The 21483-nt window shown below is 39.2% G+C and carries 18 protein-coding genes; 15 read left to right on the top strand and 3 right to left on the bottom strand.

Annotation, left to right across the window (positions count from 1 at the left end):
- The first annotated feature begins 190 nt into the window (after window positions 1-190).
- A complete protein-coding gene (gene pepV, locus QME45_08035) occupies window positions 191-1588 on the top strand; it encodes a dipeptidase PepV (protein MDI6618612.1) in 1398 nt (465 codons plus the stop codon).
- A gap of 59 nt (window positions 1589-1647) precedes the next feature.
- Here the strand turns inward: pepV and QME45_08030 are convergent, their stop codons facing one another.
- Window positions 1648-2670 (bottom strand): polysaccharide deacetylase family protein, encoded by a 1023-nt coding sequence (locus QME45_08030; GenBank protein ID MDI6618611.1) that lies wholly within the window; start codon window positions 2668-2670, stop codon window positions 1648-1650.
- Window positions 2671-3873: 1203 nt separating this feature from the next.
- Between QME45_08030 and QME45_08025 the strand changes: the two genes are divergently transcribed.
- The 5 genes from QME45_08025 to QME45_08005 all read left to right on the top strand — a co-directional run bounded on the left by QME45_08025 (window position 3874) and on the right by QME45_08005 (window position 10578).
- Window positions 3874-4548: a hypothetical protein gene (locus QME45_08025; protein MDI6618610.1), complete on the top strand. Its 675-nt coding sequence runs from the start codon at window positions 3874-3876 to the stop codon at window positions 4546-4548.
- Window positions 4526-5218 carry an ABC transporter ATP-binding protein gene (locus QME45_08020; GenBank protein MDI6618609.1) on the top strand — a complete coding sequence of 231 codons (693 nt, stop codon included), beginning with the start codon at window positions 4526-4528 and terminating at the stop codon, window positions 5216-5218. Before QME45_08025 ends, QME45_08020 begins: the two co-directional genes overlap by 23 nt.
- Window positions 5208-7901, top strand: a complete 2694-nt coding sequence (locus QME45_08015; GenBank protein ID MDI6618608.1) for an FtsX-like permease family protein — start codon at window positions 5208-5210, stop codon at window positions 7899-7901. Before QME45_08020 ends, QME45_08015 begins: the two co-directional genes overlap by 11 nt.
- Window positions 7902-7975: 74 nt before the next feature.
- Window positions 7976-9811, top strand: coding sequence for an N-6 DNA methylase (locus tag QME45_08010; GenBank protein MDI6618607.1), 1836 nt, complete (start codon window positions 7976-7978; stop codon window positions 9809-9811).
- Window positions 9808-10578 carry a DUF72 domain-containing protein gene (locus QME45_08005; GenBank protein MDI6618606.1) on the top strand — a complete coding sequence of 257 codons (771 nt, stop codon included), beginning with the start codon at window positions 9808-9810 and terminating at the stop codon, window positions 10576-10578. Before QME45_08010 ends, QME45_08005 begins: the two co-directional genes overlap by 4 nt.
- Window position 10579: 1 nt before the next feature.
- Here the strand turns inward: QME45_08005 and iadA are convergent, their stop codons facing one another.
- Window positions 10580-11764: a beta-aspartyl-peptidase gene (gene iadA, locus QME45_08000; GenBank protein MDI6618605.1), complete on the bottom strand. Its 1185-nt coding sequence runs from the start codon at window positions 11762-11764 to the stop codon at window positions 10580-10582.
- 80 nt (window positions 11765-11844) lie between these two features.
- The gene (locus QME45_07995) at window positions 11845-13194 is read right to left on the bottom strand and encodes a hypothetical protein (GenBank protein ID MDI6618604.1); all 1350 of its coding nucleotides are present in this window, start codon (window positions 13192-13194) and stop codon (window positions 11845-11847) included.
- A gap of 140 nt (window positions 13195-13334) precedes the next feature.
- Between QME45_07995 and spoIIAA the strand changes: the two genes are divergently transcribed.
- The 9 genes from spoIIAA to QME45_07950 all read left to right on the top strand — a co-directional run bounded on the left by spoIIAA (window position 13335) and on the right by QME45_07950 (window position 21481).
- Window positions 13335-13670 carry an anti-sigma F factor antagonist gene (gene spoIIAA, locus QME45_07990; protein MDI6618603.1) on the top strand — a complete coding sequence of 112 codons (336 nt, stop codon included), beginning with the start codon at window positions 13335-13337 and terminating at the stop codon, window positions 13668-13670.
- 15 nt (window positions 13671-13685) lie between these two features.
- Complete coding sequence (spoIIAB, locus tag QME45_07985) at window positions 13686-14117, top strand: anti-sigma F factor (GenBank protein MDI6618602.1); 432 nt, start codon at window positions 13686-13688, stop codon at window positions 14115-14117.
- A 14-nt stretch (window positions 14118-14131) separates the two neighbouring features.
- Window positions 14132-14893 (top strand): RNA polymerase sporulation sigma factor SigF, encoded by a 762-nt coding sequence (sigF, locus tag QME45_07980; GenBank protein ID MDI6618601.1) that lies wholly within the window; start codon window positions 14132-14134, stop codon window positions 14891-14893.
- Between the two features lie 493 nt (window positions 14894-15386).
- Window positions 15387-16364, top strand: a complete 978-nt coding sequence (locus QME45_07975; protein ID MDI6618600.1) for an ABC transporter permease — start codon at window positions 15387-15389, stop codon at window positions 16362-16364.
- A 2-nt stretch (window positions 16365-16366) separates the two neighbouring features.
- The gene (locus QME45_07970; protein MDI6618599.1) at window positions 16367-17263 is read left to right on the top strand and encodes an ABC transporter permease; all 897 of its coding nucleotides are present in this window, start codon (window positions 16367-16369) and stop codon (window positions 17261-17263) included.
- A gap of 12 nt (window positions 17264-17275) precedes the next feature.
- A complete protein-coding gene (locus QME45_07965; protein ID MDI6618598.1) occupies window positions 17276-18277 on the top strand; it encodes an ABC transporter ATP-binding protein in 1002 nt (333 codons plus the stop codon).
- Window positions 18278-18282: 5 nt separating this feature from the next.
- Window positions 18283-19245, top strand: a complete 963-nt coding sequence (locus tag QME45_07960) for an ABC transporter ATP-binding protein (GenBank protein ID MDI6618597.1) — start codon at window positions 18283-18285, stop codon at window positions 19243-19245.
- Window positions 19230-19490 (top strand): hypothetical protein, encoded by a 261-nt coding sequence (locus QME45_07955; GenBank protein MDI6618596.1) that lies wholly within the window; start codon window positions 19230-19232, stop codon window positions 19488-19490. Before QME45_07960 ends, QME45_07955 begins: the two co-directional genes overlap by 16 nt.
- A 122-nt stretch (window positions 19491-19612) precedes the next feature.
- Window positions 19613-21481: an ABC transporter substrate-binding protein gene (locus tag QME45_07950; protein ID MDI6618595.1), complete on the top strand. Its 1869-nt coding sequence runs from the start codon at window positions 19613-19615 to the stop codon at window positions 21479-21481.
- Window positions 21482-21483: the final 2 nt, after the last annotated feature.

The raw sequence follows: 21483 nt of genomic DNA, 5'->3' as shown, positions 1-21483 counted from the left end.
TTGAATCTGACGAATGAGTGTTCAAAATAACATAAGTTCAAATTACGAATTGAAGTAACTTTAATGTGCTTATAGCATTTAGTGTAAAAAAAATATATAATGTCTTTAATAGGCTCTATTTGGCTGATTGATATATTATAAAATAAAAAGTCGATTTTTATATGTTGTACTGCTAATTGGAGGAAAAAATATGGACTTTAATAATATTATAAACGGCATGAAAAACGATATAATAAAATACACCCAGGAGTTAATAAGGATAAAAAGTGTTGAAACTGAGCCATTGACTAATGCGCCATTTGGCAGCGGTGTAAATGATGCTCTGATGTATATGCTAAACCTTGCATCTTCATTCGGGTTTAAGACCAAGAATATAGACGGACATATCGGGTATGCCGAGTTTGGGGATGGCAATGATATTGCTGCCGTTATCGGCCATTTAGATGTCGTACCGGAGGGCGACGGCTGGCTTTATCCGCCATATGAAGGAGTGTGCGTTGATAATAAGATATATGGAAGGGGGGCCATTGATGACAAGGGGCCGTTGATTGCTGCTTTATGCGGCCTGAAAGCTGTAAAGGATTCCGGTGCCCAATTAGGTAAAAGAGTAAGGATAATCTTTGGAACGGATGAAGAAAGCGGGTGGAAGGATATACCTTATTACACTAATAATGAGGCTCTTCCATGTTGTGGTTTTACTCCGGACGGTGCATTCCCGGTAATCAATGCTGAAAAGGGATCCATAAACATCGTGTTTAAAAAGAATATATTAAGAAAATCAAAGGGAATGATAAGCATTAAATCCCTTACAGGAGGGAATGCGCTGAATATCGTGCCAAATTTTTGTACATGCTGCTTGGGACTAAAGGATATGGCAAAAAGGATGTTAAAGGATACTTTAGGACTGTATTGCGAAAGCAATAAGATAAATATGAGCATCAAGGAAGATGGCGATGATGTGTTTATTACATCGCATGGTGTATCATGCCACAGCAGTATTCCGGAAAACGGGGTAAATGCGATTTCCCAGCTTATCGTGTTCTTGAGCCAGTTCAATTTGGGACAAAACGATGTATCGGATTTCATCAAGTTTATTGCAAAATATATAGGATATGATTGCATGGGAAAGGCTTTAAATATAAATTTCAGCGATGATATATCAGGAAATCTCACGGTAAACTTGGGCCGCATATATATAGACGATGAAAATGCTTCTGCAGCTATAAATATACGATATCCTGTGAAAGCCAAATATGAGGATATATTCGGCAGAATATTGAATATCGCGGATGAGAACAAAATAGAAATTTCGCAGTTAAGCTACAGGAAGCCGCTGTATATAGAAAAAGACAGCAAGATCGTATCTTCTCTTTTAGATGCATACAGAGAGGTAACGGGCAAAGAAGGATATACGATTTCAATAGGCGGCCAGACATATGCAAAGGCTTTCGATAATGTGTTGGCCTTTGGTCCGGTATTTCCGGGGCGCGATGATTTGGCTCATATGCCTGATGAGTATATACAGATAGATGATCTTATAAATTGTGCAAAAATATACAGCAAAGCAATATATGAATTAGCGAAGTAGCTTTTGAAATAGGCCTTTATAGTAAAAGTTTGTAGAGCCATTGAATTATATTTAAGAAGCTATTTTGTAATCTCTGTTAATGGTTTAAATTCGTAACCTTTGCTCTTCAAATTTTTTATGATACTGTCTAAAGCTTCGGTGTTGCTTTGAGACTGGGGATGAAGCAAGAGTATGGCGCCATTGTGGTAATTCTCGTCTACAAAATTGTATGAAGCTTCTTTTCCAGGCTGCTTATTTACATCCCAATCGCGGTGTGCCATGCTCCAGAGTATCGTTTTGTATCCCATCTCATTGGTTATATATAATGTTGCCTCGCTCCATACGCCTTCAGGTGGCCTGTAAAACTTTGGCATATCCTGCCCTGTTACTTCTTTGAAATAATCTGCCGTATCGGTCAGCTCTTTTATTACAGCGGCCTTGCCGGATTTTGCATATAAGGCGGGCATATTAGGATGGGTTGTGGTATGATTGCCGATGATATGCCCTTCACTCACCATCCTCTTGACAAGATCGGCATTATTTTTAATATATGATTTTACAACAAAAAAGTTTGCTTTTACGTTGTTTTCCTTAAGGATGTCGAGTATCGTCGGCGTATATTTGTATTCATAACCCTCATCGAATGTAAGATATATAACCTTTGATGAAGTATCACCCGTAAAATAGCAGTTATATTTTTCAAATATGCTTTTATAACCGGAGTTCAGGGACGGTACCGCATGATTTTTAGCCCGTGCCGGCATCCAGTTGCCTATGGCTTTGTTGCTTATATCCGAAAGTACATCGCCGGAATTGCCATTTTCTATCTTGCCATTTCCGGTATCGCCCTTGGCGCTGCCGGAATCATCGGGATTATTGCTCTGACCCTGGATGCCTCCATTGATATCAGGTGTATCATCCTTATCCTTGCCGTCTTGTGCTTCATCTTCACTGCTGTCATTTTGACCGGGAGTTACTGAGACATCCCCGGTTTTCTGTTCCTCTTTTTCAGGATAAGTCTTTTTATTTATATTGCTCTTACAGGAAGATATAAAAACCAAAAGGAATACTGTAACGACCATCATTGCAAAGCGATATTTCAAATTAAACACCTCTCTATAATTTTTCCCAATACGATAAAAATTACATTTTAATATAGTTAAAGCTTATTTCAAATAAAGATAAGGATTAACTCATAATATCGGTATTTTCATATAGATATAGTATTTGCCATGTACTTATATATTATGTTGCATAAATTTAACTGTAAGCAGATGCTTGTATTAAAACTTTAATAACTTAAAATGAGACACTTAAAAAACATAAACTCAAATCTGAAATTGTGGATGAATTGCAAAAGCAACTTTTTTACTGGAAACCATAAATTATTTCAAAGTTATCCTATAACTGTGTGTACCTGAAAGTGCATGTAGAATCATAAAATTGTAATCATTATACAATTTGCTGTCAGCATAAACTTTATTAATTATATAACCCCTATCGATCAAAATATATTATATAATTATAATATAACATAAAATATAAATAGTGAAGATGGATCTGCAGTAAAAAGCTTGGTTATGAATTGAAAATTTAAAATATTTACTTTTTTATCTCTTTATGCTAAAATGATAGTAGTAAATATTGGAATTAATAACATAAACTATATGTTATCTCAATTATTAAGCTAGAGAAGAAAGGAGGCACAGCATTGCATCAATCGATAAAGAAAGCAGTGCATCCATAAATCCGGCAGGAACAAAGCATTAAGAAGTAAAGTTGTGGAGTCTGGGAGAATTAATAATGGAGGGTAACATTATGTTAAAGAAAAAATTAGATAGGATAATTTTGAGCGTATCGGTAATGATGGTGACGGTGATTTGGAAATAACACCGGTCCAGTATATCTCAGGTCAAGGTGAAAGATATTTGGGAACACAAAGGAATGCAAATCCGACTGGGCAAACATACAGTTGGGCAATTGGAACAGGGAGCTATTATTTTTCATTTTGGAATGGTTACTGTGCACTTTGGTCGGGGACATGCACAATGTCTAGTGCTGCTAATTAATAATATGTTTTAAAATTAGATTAATGAAATATAAGTATTTGCATCAGAATTATTCCTGTATTAAATTTTCAGCCTTTAGTATTATGTTCTAATGTACAACAAAATTTGCTGTTTCCATTCGGATTATTTTGGATGAAACTGCTATAACAAATTTATGGTTGGGGGATGATTGGGTTTAAAAGGTGGACATTCCCCCATTTATATTTTATTTATATTATTTGAAAAGGAAGTGTTATCATGCTTTACAGGATAGTCGGTTTAGAGATTTGCGTATTGCTTTTCATACCTATGGCTTTGATCTACAGATATAATGAAAAGCGCCGCGGTACCCTTGTAAAATATAAGATGAGCCTGTTCACTGTAGTTTATGCAGCATGCTCCCTTTTGTTTGTTTTTACTGTTTTTCCGCTGGTTATCCAGCGTAATGCACCTGCACATAATATGATTTATCTTAATCCGCTTGGCAGAATTATTAGGGAATTCGAATCTGTAAATTTAGGTTTTGGAATGGACTATTTTATATTCCATAACATCGTGTACTTTGGCGCTTCATTTGTCGTCTATGCCATCTTCGGTTTTGCAGCGGCAATGGTTTTTCAGAAGAGAAAAGGGTTTGCAGCCATATGCATTGCATCAATATTCATAGAAGCATGGTATATTTTATGGGGACTGGCTCTGGGCTCAATCAACCGTTATAAATCTATAAGCACGGAAGATATCTTATTATTCATCCTATTCGGCTCCATAGGCATATGGCTTTACGGGAAGCTCATGCGCATTTCAGGCAGATATGCAAAAAAGTCCGATATTTTAAACTGGCTGTACCATGTGCTCCTGCTTACAAGGAGAGGAGGATCGGGAAAGGGGAAAAACTACGGGGGTGCATTGAGTGAGTTACATACAGACGATTGATCTTAAAAAGACATACGGACGAGCGGCCGGTGCGGTTAACGCAGTGGCGGGCGTAAATATCAGGATTGAAAAAGGGGAATTCACGGCAGTTATAGGCGCGTCGGGATCTGGAAAATCAACGCTGCTTCATCTTTTAGGCGGCCTCGATAAGCCGACAGCAGGCAAAGTCATGGTAGATGGTGAAAATATCTATGACCTTTCGCTCTCGGAACTTTGTGTTTACAGACGCAGGCATTTCGGATTTGTATTTCAGTTTTTCAATCTGGTTCCCATATTGACAGTTGAGGAAAATATAATGCTTCCAGTGCTGATGGATGGTAAAAAGCCCGACCGCAATCATTTGGAGCGGCTGATAGACGCACTGGGACTGGAGGACAAGCGCCATACCCTGCCATCCAAACTGTCGGGCGGACAGCAGCAGCGTGTAGCCATTGCACGGGCTCTGGCCGCCAAACCATCCATCGTATATGCCGACGAACCGACAGGCAGCCTCGACAGCAAAACGGGAGAGGATATACTTCAAGTGCTGCAGAATATGGCGGATGAATTCAAGCAGACGATGGTGATTGTAACACATGATCCGCGTGTCGCATCCAAATGCCGGAGAATCATAGAGATGTCCGACGGCACTATCGTAAGCGATACAGGAGGCGGAGCCGATGAGAATTGATACCCGCCTTGCAATACTTATGATTACAAGGCGTAAAAAGCGTTCGCTCCTTCTTATACTCGGTATTACAATAGTATTGATGATGATATCTGCAGTGGCCGTGATAGAGCAGAATTCCCTTGAACAGGGTAAAATGCAGGCGGAACTTGATTATGGCGACTGGCAGCTTGCCTATTTTGCAAAGGATGAAGGAGCTGCAAGTCAGGTTGAAAAGACAGGCCTTGCAGATAAGGCATGTATTGCGTGCCGGTTGGAGAAAATACCGATTGAAGACGACGCTTGTTCTTTGGATCTGATATTGGTGAGTGAGGAAGGCTATTCGATGATGGCGAAGCATATAATTTCAGGCCGCCTTCCCAAAGCCCCCCGCGAGATTGTAGTTGAAGACTGGTACCTGCGCAAACAGAAAATCGACAGCCTGCCTACCGATATTCGTACCGGTGGGACGGTTTATCATATAGTCGGTGCGTTCAAGTCCACAGCCAATACGATATCAGGCGATACAGTGCGGGGATTCGGTACATATGGGCAAAACGAGGAACTGATCGCCGAAAGTCAATTGCGTACAGTGCCCGTAGATAATAACTACCTTGCTTCCAAGGCTGCCGAAGACAAAATAAAGCCGTTTGTGCTCATCCGATTAAAGGACAGCGTCAGCATTGGAAAAGCAGTCCGGACTTTTGAAAAATGCGATGGCTTAGAATTTTTCAATGGTGAAGATGCGTTAAAATTAGCATCCGCTAAAAACAGCACCCCTTATTACAATGTATACCTTTTGGCACAGGAGAATGTCAAAGGGGCCGAAACATTCCAGAAGATGGGTAACAACCAGTTTGCCCGTAAAAATGCCCTTACAGCAGATATAATGCTGCTTATCGTCCTGTTCATGATGGCATTCGTTTCAATAAATATCATTGCAGGCAGTAGCATGCGTGAATTGGGCCTGTTTTCCGCCATAGGGCTTGAGCCTGAAAGCACAGGCCGTATTTTGCTCTTCCATGCCTTTTTTGCAGCAATAATTTCCCTGCCGGCAGGCGTATTCTTAGGCACCGAAGGAGCGCGGCTGGTTCTTGGAAATCCATTAAGCGAAATCAACGGCGCCGTTACAATCCCGTGGATGAAAATTATTCTAGATGCCGTTTTATGCCTTATCGCCATTATTGTATCTTCCATCTATCCTGCATGGAAAGTAAGGCACAGCTCGCCGCTGGCTGTAATAAATGCACGTCCCGGGGCAGGAATTTTTGAAGATTCCACATCAGGTCCGTGGCTTGACAAAAGCAGCGGAAGATTTTCGTTTGCAGTATTGTTTGGATTAAAAACAGCGTTAAAGAATAAAGGGCGGTCTATTCTGCTGACCGCTTCGGTGGCGCTTCTTTTTGCCTCATTTATAGGGCTTACAAAAGAAATAGAAGTGCAATGGAAAATGGGAAACAGACGGATGCCTCATATAGCTGATTATACCATTGAAATGTCGTACATAAAGTATCCAGATGCAATAGGGGGTGCTTCGGGAAATCCTTACTATGATAATACTGTAAAGCCGGCGGACAATAGATTCCTTAATGACTTGAGGGCGCTTAAGGGTGTAAAAAGCATTTATTCCCAGAGCAGTATATTGGATCAGTATGATCAATCTATGCTTCAAAAAGATCCTGGAAAGGGGATTATGTACTGGTATTACTTTAAAATTGACAACAGTTTGATCACCCCGCAGGGCAAAAAAATGTTCGATCTTGCCTGTCCCACCGAGCGGAACGGTTATCCGGGAATAAGTTTTGTAAAGGGAGGCATTGGCGGCTACAGTGATAATGAACTTGATTTTGCCAGGAAATACCTGGTTGAAGGCCGGATAGATATCGGCAGGATGAAAGCGGATCCCGTTATCCTGCTTCCGAAATATATACAGTCAGTGGGCAACATTAATATTCCATATACCAAATTAAAGGTCGGTGATAAAATAACTATGGTTGAGGATAGCGGCAATGACCTCTTTAATATCTCACCCGTTAAGGAATATGTATATACAATCGGAGGGTTTGTGGACCCCCTGCCGTTTGGGCAAATTAGCGGTGCAGGCAGCGGCTTTGTCGCAATCATGAGCGAAGAGCAATTGGCAAAGCTTGACACCCGGTATAAAGGCATCATGGAGGTCTATGTGGATTCGGAAAAAGGGGGAAACCCTCTGCCGCAGATATCGGCGCTGTCGAAACCGAGAGGATACAATATTACAAATGGCAGGGACAGCTTTGTAAATAAAGAGGAAAACAACAGATTAAGGCAGCACCAGATGGGCTTATATGCGATATTCAGCGTTTTAGGTCTGGTAATTTTCCTTGCGATTTTCAACCTGTTTTTATCAGGCACTTTGGCGCGTAAGCCGGAGTTTGCATTGCTGACTGCAGTCGGAATGACAAAAGGCCAGATTTATGCAAGCGTCATAAGTGAAGCATTTTTGGCCGGAATGCTCGGATGCCTTACAGGGGGAATACTGGGCATTTTTTCCGTTCTGCAAAATGGAAGAGATTTGGGAAGTGAGCTTTTGACGAAATTTCAGACGATTCCGTGGGTGCATATTGGCATCGGAGGCATTGTTCTCCTGTTTGCGTGCATCATTGCACCGGCCGTCAGCCTGGCTATTTCCCTCAAGTCCACGTCGCTTCTCGACATCGCCCAGGGATGATCGATATAGGTGCAATTGCATATTTTTTATTTAGGGGATATTTTATATCACGGTATAGACGGGGTGGATAAATAATGGATGCGGAAGATTTTCTCAATAAAAGAATAGATAAAATATATGATGATTACGGCGAAAAAGATGCGGCAGATGTAATTTCCATTTCAAAACGGTATGAATCCATGATAGATGAAGAAAAAAGGAAAAATTCTGGATGCTATTATACTGATGAGAGCATAATCGGGTATATGATAGATATTGTATTTGACAAAATCGACATGATTGACAATCCGTTTCTGAGAATACTGGACCCGTCCTGCGGATGCGGATTTTTCTTGCTTCAAATATATGATTATATGCGCGATTTTTATTTAAAAAATATAAATGGGATCAATTCAGAGTATAAAAGGTTAAACTTGAGTGCTGACAATATACATGAACATATAATAAAAAACAATATATTTGGCGCCGATTCCGATAAAACGGCCGTGAATTTATCATGTGCGGGCTTGATGCTAAAAAAAAATAAAAGCGCCATAAGGCCCAATATTATATGCTGCGACAGCCTGATAGACCATAACATGGAGGATAAATTGTTCAAGGGGAAATATGATATAATAATAGGAAATCCGCCATATATAGGACACAAGAGGATATGCCGCAGCTACCGTGAAAAATTAAGCGATATATACAAGGGTATATTCCGTGACAAGGCGGATATCTCATTTTGCTTTATTAAAAGCTCAATAGACAGGTTAAAGGGTGGAGGCAGGCTCTGTTTCATAACATCAAGATATTTTCTGGAATCCTTGAATGGAAAATATATAAGGGACTATATCGATAAGATGTGCAGTATAGAAAGAATAGTCGATTTCTATGGTGTAAGGATAATGGAAGGGATTTCAGTTGATCCTGTGATATTGCTTCTTAGGAAGAATAAAAGCGATAATGATCCGGCAGGAAATAGCAATATAATAAAGGTATTCAAGGCAAAAAATGAACTGAGAAGGATTGGGGCGAATGAAGCCTTCGTCGAGCTTCGGAAGGGCTCAGAAAGGTATTTTGACAGTTTTAATTTTCCACAGAGAAAATTGAATCATGAAGGATGGATACTCTGTGATGAAAATCAAATGCAAATTTTGGAAAAAATAAACAGGAAATTGGGCAAAAAGCTGTCCGATATATGCAAAAGCTTTCAGGGTATAATAACAGGCTGTGATAAGGCATTTATTATGGATGAGAAGGATATAGAAAATTATAAGATAGAAAGGGATTTAATAAAGCCGTGGATAAAAAGCAGTTGCATAAAGAAATACAAAGCCGAAAGCATGAACCTTTATATAATATATTCTGACATTATCGACGACGCCGATTCATATAAAAATGCCATTTCATATATAGAAAGGTACAGGCCAAAGCTTGAAAAGAGGCGCGAGTGCATAAGCGGTGCAAGAAAATGGTATGAGCTGCAGTGGGGGAGAAATAGAAGCCTGTTTGAGATGAATAAAATCATTTTCCCATATAAGGCTTCATCCAACAGGTTCGCGATCGATAAGGGAAACTACAGCAGCGCCGATGTATATGGCTTATATATAATTGATGAATACAAGGATAAAATATCCTATGAATTTTTAACAGGTATTTTAAACAGCAGACTTTATGAATTTTATTTTAAAAGCTTTGCCAAAAAGCTTGGGAATGACCTTTACGAATATTACCCAAATACGGTCATGAGGCTTAAAGTACCCGAAATAGACGACGGGTATATAGCAGATCTCGTCAGGCATATTTCAACATGCCGCAGCGAGGAGGTATCAAAGGGAATACAGAAGGAAATAGATAGATATATATATAGTATGTTCGATATAAATGAGAGCGAAATAAATATAATAGAGGGAAGGGACGGCAGATGATATATATAGGCACATCGGGATATAGCTATAATGACTGGGTCGGAACATTTTACAGGGAAGGCATAACGAAAAGCGAGATGCTTGAAGAGTATTCCAAAGTATTCAAGTTTACGGAGATAAATTCTACTTATTACTCGATTCCAAATAAGTATATGTTTTTGAGTCTGATAAAGAAAACACCCGACGACTTTGTCTTTACAGTAAAACTCCACAAATCGATGACTCATGCCAAAGATGCAGATGAAAAAGCCTACAAGGACTTCAACGATGCCATAACGCCGCTTAAGGAAAGCGGAAAACTCGGGTGCATCGTGGCACAATTTCCGTATAGTTTTAAATATACGGATCAAAATCTGGACTATATAAAAGGAATAAGGGATAAATTCAAAGATGTCGATATAAATGTGGAATTCAGAAACAACAGCTGGATGAATACATCAGTATATGAGAAACTCTTAAAGTATTCCATCGGATTTATAAATGTGGATGAACCTGATATAAAAGGACTGGTGAAAAAGGCAGGTATAGTAACGTCAAAGATAGGCTACATAAGGTTCCATGGCAGAAATGCAGAAAAGTGGTACAGCCATAATGAGTCATATGAAAGGTATAACTATTTATATAAAGAAGATGAGCTAAAGGAATGGTTGCCTAGCATAAAATTTATAAAGAAAAATGCACATATAACATTCATTGCCTTTAACAATCATTTTAAAGCCAAAGGGGCTGACAATGCCAAAATGCTCCAGGAGCTTCTGGATAAATAGATCAGCTTTTCTCAAAAGTTCCAAATACAATGGGCAATCCATTTTGGACCATTATTTTGCCTTTTGCCACTACAGAGTCTATGGAAAGGTCTTTTTCATCAAATATAATATAATCTGCATCCAGGCCCTTTCTTATCCTTCCCTTCTTTCTGTTCAGTTTCAATATATCTGCGGTATTTGAAGTAAGAGGCTTTAAGGCTGTCGCGAGCGGTATGTTTTCTTTTAAAACAGCATCGCGAAATTCCGTGTACTCATATTTTACAGAACCTATTCCAAGTTTTATGAGTTTCCCTTTGTTATCGAAGATAGGTGAACTTCCGAATCCGTCTGAGCTCATGGTCACATTTGCATCGGGAACGCCGCTGTTTAGCAATATTTTTATGGCCTTGCTCGCTTTTATTTCAGGATCGTTTTCCTTAATTGGGAATATGCTGGATGTCAGATCGATGACGCCTCCCATTTTTGCATATCTGATGGCCTGATTGAAAAGTTCATGGCTGCGGTTTACATGGGTAGGGACCATTTGTGTCGGTGGTATTTCTCCTTCATCTATTATATCAAACAGGTAATCAAGCCTTCTTCGCCCGTCTCCTACGTGCAAATGCAGCACTCCTGCCTTCCCTGAGAGAATGCCTCCTACTCTGGCTTCGGAAGCAAGCCTCAAAAGGTCGTGCATAACAGGCTGTGAAGAGCGGTGATCAGAAATGGCTATTTCCCCTATGCCTATTACCTTGTCGATCAATATTATATCGTTGCGCGGACTATCCGTTATAACTCTTGCCGGTATCTCATACGACCCTGTGTAAATATAAGTCGTGATGCCTTCCTCCTCCAATGCTCTGGCTTTTGCCAGGAGGGTTGTCATATGCCTTGTAGTGCCGTCCGTTCCAAGGCACCCGACAGCGGTGGTTACTCCAAAGCGCGTAAGCATGGAAAGCATGGCTTCAGGTGTACGCGTTGCAAATCCTCCCTCACCGCCTCCGCCTATAAGGTGCACATGAGCATCGATAAAACCGGGAGTCAGTATTTTACCCTTGGCATCTATTACTTCCACTTCAGAAAAATCAGGTGATGGCGGTTCGATATTATCGGCTATTTTTTCTATCTTGTCGTTTGCGATCAGGATATCCTTTTTCCCTAAATATTCAGGGGAGAATACCCTGGCGCCCTTTATTATCCTTAACATTTTGTTATCCTCCAAGTTTAATCATACATATTTTCAATTTATAAGGAATCATATAATATTCTTTAAATAATATATACAGCCTACGGCCTTTCAAAAATATTTATAAACGAGTTAGTCGTCTGAGCGCTTATTTTAATATTTTTGCTGAATCTTTCACAGTTTGAGCTTTTGCATATTACATGATCGCTTTCATTTACCTCAAATGACAATCCCTTTATATTACGATCGATAATTACCTTTCCGTTTAAAGAATAAGCATCTACAAAAATGCCTGTATCATCTGCAACATCTATTTCCAAATCTATTCCAGCATTCTGATTGTAGAGCCTTAATTCATTGTTTTCCGATATATTATATATATCGGACACAGTTATCTTTTCATTTGCCGTATTTATATATATATGGGGGCAGCTGATTCTTTCAAGGATGATTTCAGAATTGCTCCCTTTTATATATATTCTCTCCGACATTATATCATAAAGATCGGCGGTGCTGTCGGATAAGGTAATTTTTACATCTCGGGAGCTGACACATGAGAAGTTTATCTTGCCGTCCGAAACTTTACCCGTTATAGATGACGCTGACAGTTTATCAGCACCTATGCGTCCGCTTGCGGCAGATAAAAATACATCCTTGAAATTTTTGCCCGGCAAATAGGCATAAAGGCTTATTGACAGGCCAGGCCGATGCCTGGCTTTTATTTTAAACTGGCCTTTATCTTCTCTATAATCTATCAATTTCTCCGTGTACTTGCTTTGTGAGTTTGTATATATTCCCACATTTATAGAGTTACCTTCCTGATTATCCAGTACAATATTTCCGCATGCAGTCTCCAGTATAATGTCCAGCATGCAGTCGGCACACGCATCCTTTTTTATTATTTTAACGTAATTATTATATTTTTGCGAATCCTTTTCTATTTTATTGAAAAAATCAGGAAGTTTATCCTTTATGATAGAATCATCGATGGATATCCTGTCTATGTCATATTTTAGTTTCTCAAACGTTTTTTTCAGCGTATCTGTTTGCATTTCATTTATTGCATCCGATTTTAAATTTTCTATTCCGGAAAACTTCCTGGAATATGAACTGCTCTTATCTTTTGAAATCTCATCGGATAAGGATTCCGATATATTTTTCAGCCTGCCTTCAATATTTTTCAAATACGCTGAAAATTTATCGTTGTCAAAGGATATGTTGCCCAGCATTTTTTTATTTATATCTTCAAGTTCCTTATAAAGCTCTCCAGACATATCAGAGCAGTTATTTTTAAAATATTCAATGGTGTTCTTTAATGATTCATCCATATTATATGTGCTTCCATCATGACTCTCTTTGTCATACAGCAGATCGATAAGCTTTATAGCCTGTTCATCTGAGATTTTTTTATCCTTTAGCTGGGATAATATTTTTAATATTTCGTCCTTCATTATCTCACCCCTTTATATTGCCCATATTAATAATAATGTTTTAAATAAGAAATTATTATTAATATTTGCAAAGATATTGAAGGAAATTATTGTTAATTGTAGAATATAATAGTAGAATAAGGGAAAGGAGCAGTATTATAATGAAACTTTTTTTTAAGGTAGCAAATAAAACGCTTATTGTATCGATTGCAGGGGAAATCGATCATCATACATCTGAGACCATAAGGGAGAGGATAGACAATCAGATAGATAACAACCCGATAAAAAACATAATATTCGACTTTAACGGAGTGAATTTTATGGACAGCGCAGGAATCGGGGTAATCATCGGGAGATATAAAAAAGTTTCTGAACTTGGGGGAAAGTTGGCAGTTGCGAATGTAAGCATGCAGGTAAAAAAGATAATGGAAATCTCGGGGATATTGAGGATTGTAAAATTATATGACAGCATAGATAAAGCACTTTTAAATATGTAACGGGGGTGGAGATATATGAAAGGCGAAAACAACATGAAACTTGAGATACCGAGCAAGTCCCAAAATGAAGCATTTGCAAGGGCGGTTGTCGGAGCATTCGCATCGCAGCTCGATCCTACAATAGAGGAAATATCGGACATAAGGACTGCAGTATCTGAAGCGGTTACAAATTCTATAATTCACGGATATGAAAATACAGAGGGTAAAGTGACTATTATAGCAGATATAAAGGATAATAAACTGACGGTAGAGGTAATCGATGAGGGAAAAGGCATTGAAGATATAGAAAAGGCAAGGCAGCCTTTATTTACGACAAAACCGGAGCTTGAAAGATCCGGCATGGGTTTTACCGTTATGGAAACATTCATGGATACTGTGGATGTTTATTCAAAGCCGGGGAAGGGCACAAGGGTAGTTATGACAAAAGTATTTAAATCTATTGAATGACTGGAGATGTGGATATGGATACAAAAGCCGGCAACAAAAATCCACCTCAAATATTAAGCCATGAAGAGACTTTAAAACTTATAAGCAAAAGCCAGCTTGGCGATAAGGATGCCGAAGAATTGCTCATAAAGCGAAATGTAGGGCTTATTTCATCTATTGCTAAAAGATTTTTAAACAGGGGATATGAATTTGAAGATCTTTTTCAAATAGGTAGCATAGGCCTTATTAAAGCTATAAATAATTTTGATCCTAAATTCAAAGTAAAATTTTCTACATATGCGGTTCCTATGATAATGGGTGAAATTAAAAGGTTTATAAGGGACGATGGGATAATCAAAGTAAGCAGGTCAATGAAAGATGTAGCAAAGAAAGCAAAAATAGTAAGGGAAAATCTGTCCAAACAATTGGGAAGGGATGCAACTGTTGCGGAAATATCGGCCGAACTCGATGTATCTCCGGAGGATCTTGCCGTTGCCATGGATTCCATGGTAAGCCCTGAATATTTATATGAAATCATACACCAGGATGACGGCTCCCCGGTATTTTTGATAGATAAACTCAGTGCTGATAAAGATATAGATGCCGATGTCACAGATAAAATTGCACTGAAGGAAGTTATAAACAAGCTTGAACCAAAAGCAAGGCAGATAATAATACTCAGGTATTTTAAAGACAAGACTCAGACTGAAATTGCAAAAATGCTTGGCATTTCCCAGGTTCAGGTTTCGAGGATTGAAAAGAAAGTCCTGGCGAAAATGCGGGATATAATGACATGATGCGGGTATCGAAGAACTACATAAAAGTACGTCGCGATACTCTCTTTTTGTGTAAGGCTATACAGTTGTAAAAGCAGTAAACCGGTGCATGTGAGATCTGTATCTAAATTTCTAAAGACATAATTCAAGGGTATTGGGGTGGAACTTACTTTTACAATTAACCCAAATTAAAATAAAGTTTCAAATATAAAAAATACTATTGAATAAAAGTGCCACAAATGATATAATTAACCAGTAGAAGGAATTAATTACTCCTACTGGTTAATTATGTATTATATTGCAAACGAATATCTATAAAAGATTTAACGACTGATCGGATTTATAAAAGGGGAGCTGTACAAATATATAAAATATCTCTGAAATATCAGGGATGGTCAATTCTAAAGATTTACTTGCCGCAAGAGCTTTTATTTCACAAGAGATGGATTTTAATGCCTAAATTATAAAAATATGTTTGAATTTTACACAATTTTCAAGGGAGGGGGAAAATTCAATGGTAAAAAAAGTCGGCACTCTTATTATTACAGTTATGATTTCACTTATAATGGTATTCATCGTTATACAAAACATGCCGGGAAACCCGGTGGATATTTTGGCACAGAGCTACATAAGATCTATGGCCATAGATTATGATACGGCTTATGCCAGAGCTAAATCCGAGTTGAATTATGATCCGCAAAAACCAATCATAGAAAGGTTCACGGAATATGCGTCAGGTATCTTCAGAGGTGACTTGGGAGAGTCCATGATATATCGTAAACCGGTGACGGAAGTGGTTTTAGGTGCACTGCCATGGACTCTTTTGGTTTGCAGTATTTCGCTTTTGTTATCCTTTATAGTCGGCGTACTTATCGGTATATATATAGCATGGAAGCGTAAAAAAACATTAAATGCATTTTTGACGATATATCAATCGATTTTTGGCGCCATGCCTGATTATATAGTAGGGTATATTTTAATATTCATATTCTCTATAAAGTCCGGGTTATTGCCATCGAGAGGAGCGTATAGTTCAAATGTGGTACCCGGATTTAATTTAGCGTTTATACTCAATGTACTGCAGCATGCCATACTTCCGGTACTTGCCTATTTTATAACAACTGTGGCAGGATGGGCTTTAGCCATGAAAGCAAGCTGTATAACAGTATTGGGCGAAGATTATATGACTTATGCAAGGGCAAGAGGACTGTCGGACAGGAGGATACTTACAAGTTATTTGGGAAGAAATGCCATACTTCCGATGGTGACAGGTTTAGCCATATCTTTTGGGTTCATGTTTGGCGGCTCGCCTCTTATAGAAAATCTTTTTCTGTATCCGGGAGTCGGATATTATCTTAGTAGTGCTACCAGTCAGAGGGATTTTACATTGATGCAGGGGATGTTTCTGATCATAATCATTATGGTGGTGATCTCCAGCCTGATCGCTGAGGCACTCTATACTGTATTAAATCCAAGATTGAGGGAGAGATAGATATGGAGCTGCAGAGAAATAATAGTGAGATTATATACAAGAAAAGGCGTTTTGAAGGTTTAAAAGAATTTTTTAAAGTCATATGGGCAAACAAGCAATCGAGGATTGGTTTTATAATACTGCTGGTTTTCCTTATTATGGCGATATTTGGCCCGATATTGCTAACCCAGCCAAAATCAAATTATGCGTACAGGTTAAAACCTCCTTCGATGAAACACTGGCTGGGGACGGACTTTGCCGGCAAAGATACTCTCGTGCAGTTTATTTTAGGCTCCAGAGATGTTTTGCTCGTGGCATTCTTTGCAGGCGTATTTACTGTAACTTTTGCATGCACGATAGGCATACTCTCGGGACTTTTAGGAGGAAGGGCCGATGCTCTTTTGATGCTCCTCGCAAATGTGGTATTGACTATGCCGAGCTTTCCGGTAACGATGATTTTATCGATGGTTATAAAAGTACAGGATCAGCTAACATTCGGTTTGGTTTTAAGTCTGTGGTCGTGGCCGGGATTGGCCAAGCAGATAAGGTCTCAGGTGATAACGCTGAAATACAAAGATTTCATTGAAGCCAGCAGGATACTTGGGATTAATAAATTCAATATAATAACCAAGGATATCCTGCCCAATATAATATCCTATGTATTTATTAATTTTATAGGCATTATGAAAAGGTCCATTATTGCGAGTGTCGGCCTCATGGTACTTGGGCTTGTACCGTTTAAGGGGAACCATTGGGGCATGATGATACAAATATCGCTTTCCCAAACAGGAGCTCTTCTTGGCTCGAGCACTGCAATCTACTTTTTGACGCCTGTAATAGGCATTCTTCTGTTTCAGTTGGGATGTTTGCTGTTTGCAACAGGTTTAGACGAAGCTTTAAACCCGAGATTGAGGTCATAGGAGGGTATGCAAATGAAACCTATAATTGAAGTTAAAAATTTATCGATTGATTTTAAGGTAAAAAATGGAATATTAAGAGCATGCGACAAAATTTCAATAACAATAAATGATGGAGAAATATTGGGTATAATAGGTGAAAGCGGAAGCGGAAAAAGTACATTTGCCTCCGGCATTTTAAATCTTGTGGCGAATCCGGGCGTGATATCCGAGGGTCAGATAATATACCACACAAAGGATGGAGAATCAGTTGATCTTTTAAGTTTATCCCAAAGAGAATATTCAAAGTACAGGTGGACACATCTTGCTTCCGTATTCCAGGCAGCGCAGAACGCGTTAAATCCAGTTCTGACGATTAAAGATCATTTTCTGGAAACAGCATGGGCCCATGATTCCAAAATTAAAAGGGAAGAAGTAATTTCCAAGGCCAAAAAGATAATGAAGCAGGTAAGACTGGAGGAAAGGGTGCTTGATTATTATCCCCACCAGTTAAGCGGAGGAATGAAACAGAGGGCGATAATAGCTTTAAGCCTTCTTCTTGACCCTGAAATACTGATACTTGATGAACCTACTACGGCTCTCGATGTCATCACCCAGTGGTATATTATCGATATTTTAAGGAAGATCCACAACGAATCCGGCATAACGATGATATTTTTAACTCATGATGTTTCAATAATCGGTTCGATTGTGGACAGAATAGGAGTCATGTACGCAGGACAGGTGGTGGAGTGCGGGGATGTTGAGGATGTTTTTAAAAATCCATCTCATCCGTATACCTATGGATTGATGCATGCTGTTCCATCACTGCACGATGATATAAGCAAGCGAAAGGCCATATCGGGGTATCCGCCAGACCTTTTAAACCTTCCTGATAGATGCAGATTTTCGGAGAGATGCATGTTTTATATTAGCGGTCGGTGTCAGGGAGATAAGGAAAGAACAGATAAGTTGTATCCCGTAAAAGAAGGTTGGTATTCAAGGTGCTATTTGTGGAGAGAGGTGCTTAAGCTGTGAATGTTATGGAAATCAAAAATATAGGCATGTCGTTTGAAAATAGAGTAAACAAAATGGAAAAGATTAGGGCTGTTGTCGATTTCAACCTGAGCATCGGGGAGGGCGAAATAATAGCCGTTGTGGGTGAAAGCGGCTGCGGCAAAACTACGCTGGGAAAGGTGATTGTAGGCATATACGAGCCGACCGAGGGGGAAGTTTTATATAAAGGAAAAAACGTAAAAGAGCTTAAAGGGCGGGAGTATAAAGACTACAGGCTGGGGGTGCAGATGGTCCATCAGGATTCTTATGCCGCCCTGAATCCAAACAGGACAATATTTCAATCGTTATCCCTACCGCTTTTGCAGAACCGTATAGCAAAAAACAAAAGTCAGGCACTGGATATTTTAAACGGTTTTTTTAATGAGGTAGGACTAAATCCTCCGGAACAGTTCCTGGAAAAATATCCGCATCAACTGAGTGGCGGCCAGAGACAGAGGATTCTCCTGGCCAGGGCGTTATCGGTGAAGCCCAGGCTGATTGTAGCTGATGAGCCTGTTTCAATGGTAGATGTATCCCTGAGGATAGCCCTGCTTGACTTAATGTCAAGGATGAATAAAAAGCATAATATTTCCTTTGTTTATATTACCCATGATTTAGGAACCGCAAGATACATAGCAAATAACGGGAGGATAGTGGTGATGTATTTAGGACGGATGGTGGAATGCAATCAGATTCAGAAGGCTATTGAAAATCCACGGCATCCTTATTTCAAAGCGTTGCTTGCTGCAGTTCCGGAAGCGGATCCCGACCACAGGCGAGATTATTCGGCCGAATTGCCATTAAGATCTCTCGATATGCCTGATATCGTAAACCAGCCGACAGGATGCAAATTTCATCCAAGATGCCCGCTGTGCTCAGAAATATGCGAAAGGGAAGAACCAAAGTTGAGAACTATTGATGGAGGGCTTGTAGCATGTCATCACGTCTAAATGCAAGACGTCTAAATGCAAGACAAAAGAAAAAAACCGGAAAATTCATGGTGGATATACCTTTGATAAAAAGTTTTATTAAGTATATAGCAATAATTTCCATAACTATTTTGCTGATTTCAGTTTTTTGCTTTCTAATCTCACAAAAGAATGAAGTTGTAAGAGTCGTATACGCGATAGTCATAATAATCAATTTGATCGTCGTATCGGGAGCTTATATAGCGCTTAAGTTTTTAAAGGAATAATAACCAGCAGGGAGAAATTCAATAATCCATATAAACAGGGGATTCAAGGTTTTGTAAAGTATATAAGGCTATTTATGCAATAGCCTTGATATAAGAATATTATAAAAGGGAGTGGTTTATTCATGAGAAAACTAGCTATAAGGCTAGCTGTGGTTACATTATCCTTAATAATGCTTGCAAGTATGTTTGGATGCACGAAACAATCGACAAACAACGGGAAGCAGAAATCAAATACGGGCAATGTATTCAGATTAAGCAAACCTGCCAAGGCAGACAGCACCAAAGTTCTGACGACATTGATAGACTGCGCACCGCCGCCGGCTTTCAATGGGAATCCTTTAGATGATACATCAGGCATTAACTGGTCGATACAACCTTTTATGTACGGCTATCTGGCCAATTATTCTCCATTTCCCGAAAGAAAATTCAAGACAGAACTGCTTGAAAAATATGAATTCAAGGATAAAGTCTTGACCATGACGCTGAAAAAAGGTTTAAAATGGAGCGATGGAAGCCAGCTGACGGCAGATGATATTATGGCTCATTTTTACATGAATGTGGGCAGAAGCTCTGTATGGACTTATATCAAGAGTTTGGAAAAAGTGGATGAATTGACTGTTAAAATTTCATATGTAACCAATACGCCTATGGTATTAAATGTTACATTTAATCTTCCGGTTGCGACACCTGCAAAGATCTATGGAAAATGGGCAGACCGGAAGAAAGACGTGGCATTGAACGGCAGAGAAATAAATGCTGCCACAGGATATTATAAATTCACAACGGATGGGCAAAAAAAACTCGATGAAATAAACAAGGATGTACTGACATATAAGCCAAAACCCGAAGAGGCGGTATGCAGCGGCCCATATGCCATAGCATCTGTTACCACAGCAGAAATAATGTTTAAGGTAAATCCGAATTATATGATAAAACCCCAGATTACCAAGCTCAGGGGATTAAGGCCTGGAAGCGCCGAAGCTTTTGCATCTTCAATTATGGAAGGGCAATACACCGTTGAAAACGGCGGCTTAAGTCCGGATATGGCAAAACAGGTGGAAGCAAAGTATAAGGATAAAATAAGGAAGTTATATGTACCGGAGCTTTCGCAAATAGGATATGGCTTCAACATTCAGAAATATCCCGTAAGCATCCCTGAGGTAAGGAAAGCGATAAGTTATGCTACGGATAGAGACACTTTATTGACTATAGCCGAACCGGGAAGCTTCAAGAGCGACTGGAAAAATTCCGGATTATTGCCTTCATTGCAGTCTAATTATACGGACAAGGGCTTTACGGATAAGTTGACCGACTACTCATACAACCAGAAAAAAGCGGAAGAATTGTTAAAATCGATAGGATGGAAAAAAGATTCTAATGGTAAATGGATTGATGATAAAGGAAAAGCAGTAAAGCTTGAGATTGCTGTAATTAATTCATGGCCGAGTTTCATGTATACGGGGGAGGCCATGTCGACTATGCTCAAAGAGTTTGGCTTTGACGTGAATTTCAAGCCGATGGATGGCGGGGTTATCTGGAAATATTTAAATAGTTCCGACTTTATGATAGGCTGCAGCTTCCTGGGAGGTTCATCAGGGTATAATACACCATGGGAGGCATTTAACAACATCTATTCGTCAAGCGCGGCGAGAACTGGTCTGCCGGTTTTAAAGGAAGGGGAAGACCGCATAATGAAGGACCCGGTTACAAACAAGGAATACAATGTAACGCAGATGCTGCTTAAACTCTTTAATTCGACTGATGACAAAGAGATAAAGCAGCTGACGGAGGATTTTATGACATTGACGAATGATTTGTGCTTATATATGCCTGTTATAGAGAAGGCATCATGTTTGAGAATATATGATCAGACATTGAGTTTGCCTGAAGGAATACCGGATAAAATCCAAAAGGATTACTATTATTTCGGAGATATAAATACAGCTTTAGCCAAGATGATTAAAGATGGTCAGCTGTACTTCACAGAATAATA

This window comes from Clostridiales bacterium, from assembly GCA_030016385.1.
In the GTDB taxonomy this organism is placed as follows: domain Bacteria; phylum Bacillota; class Clostridia; order Clostridiales; family Oxobacteraceae; genus JASEJN01.
This window is presented reverse-complemented; position numbering and strand designations above follow the sequence as displayed.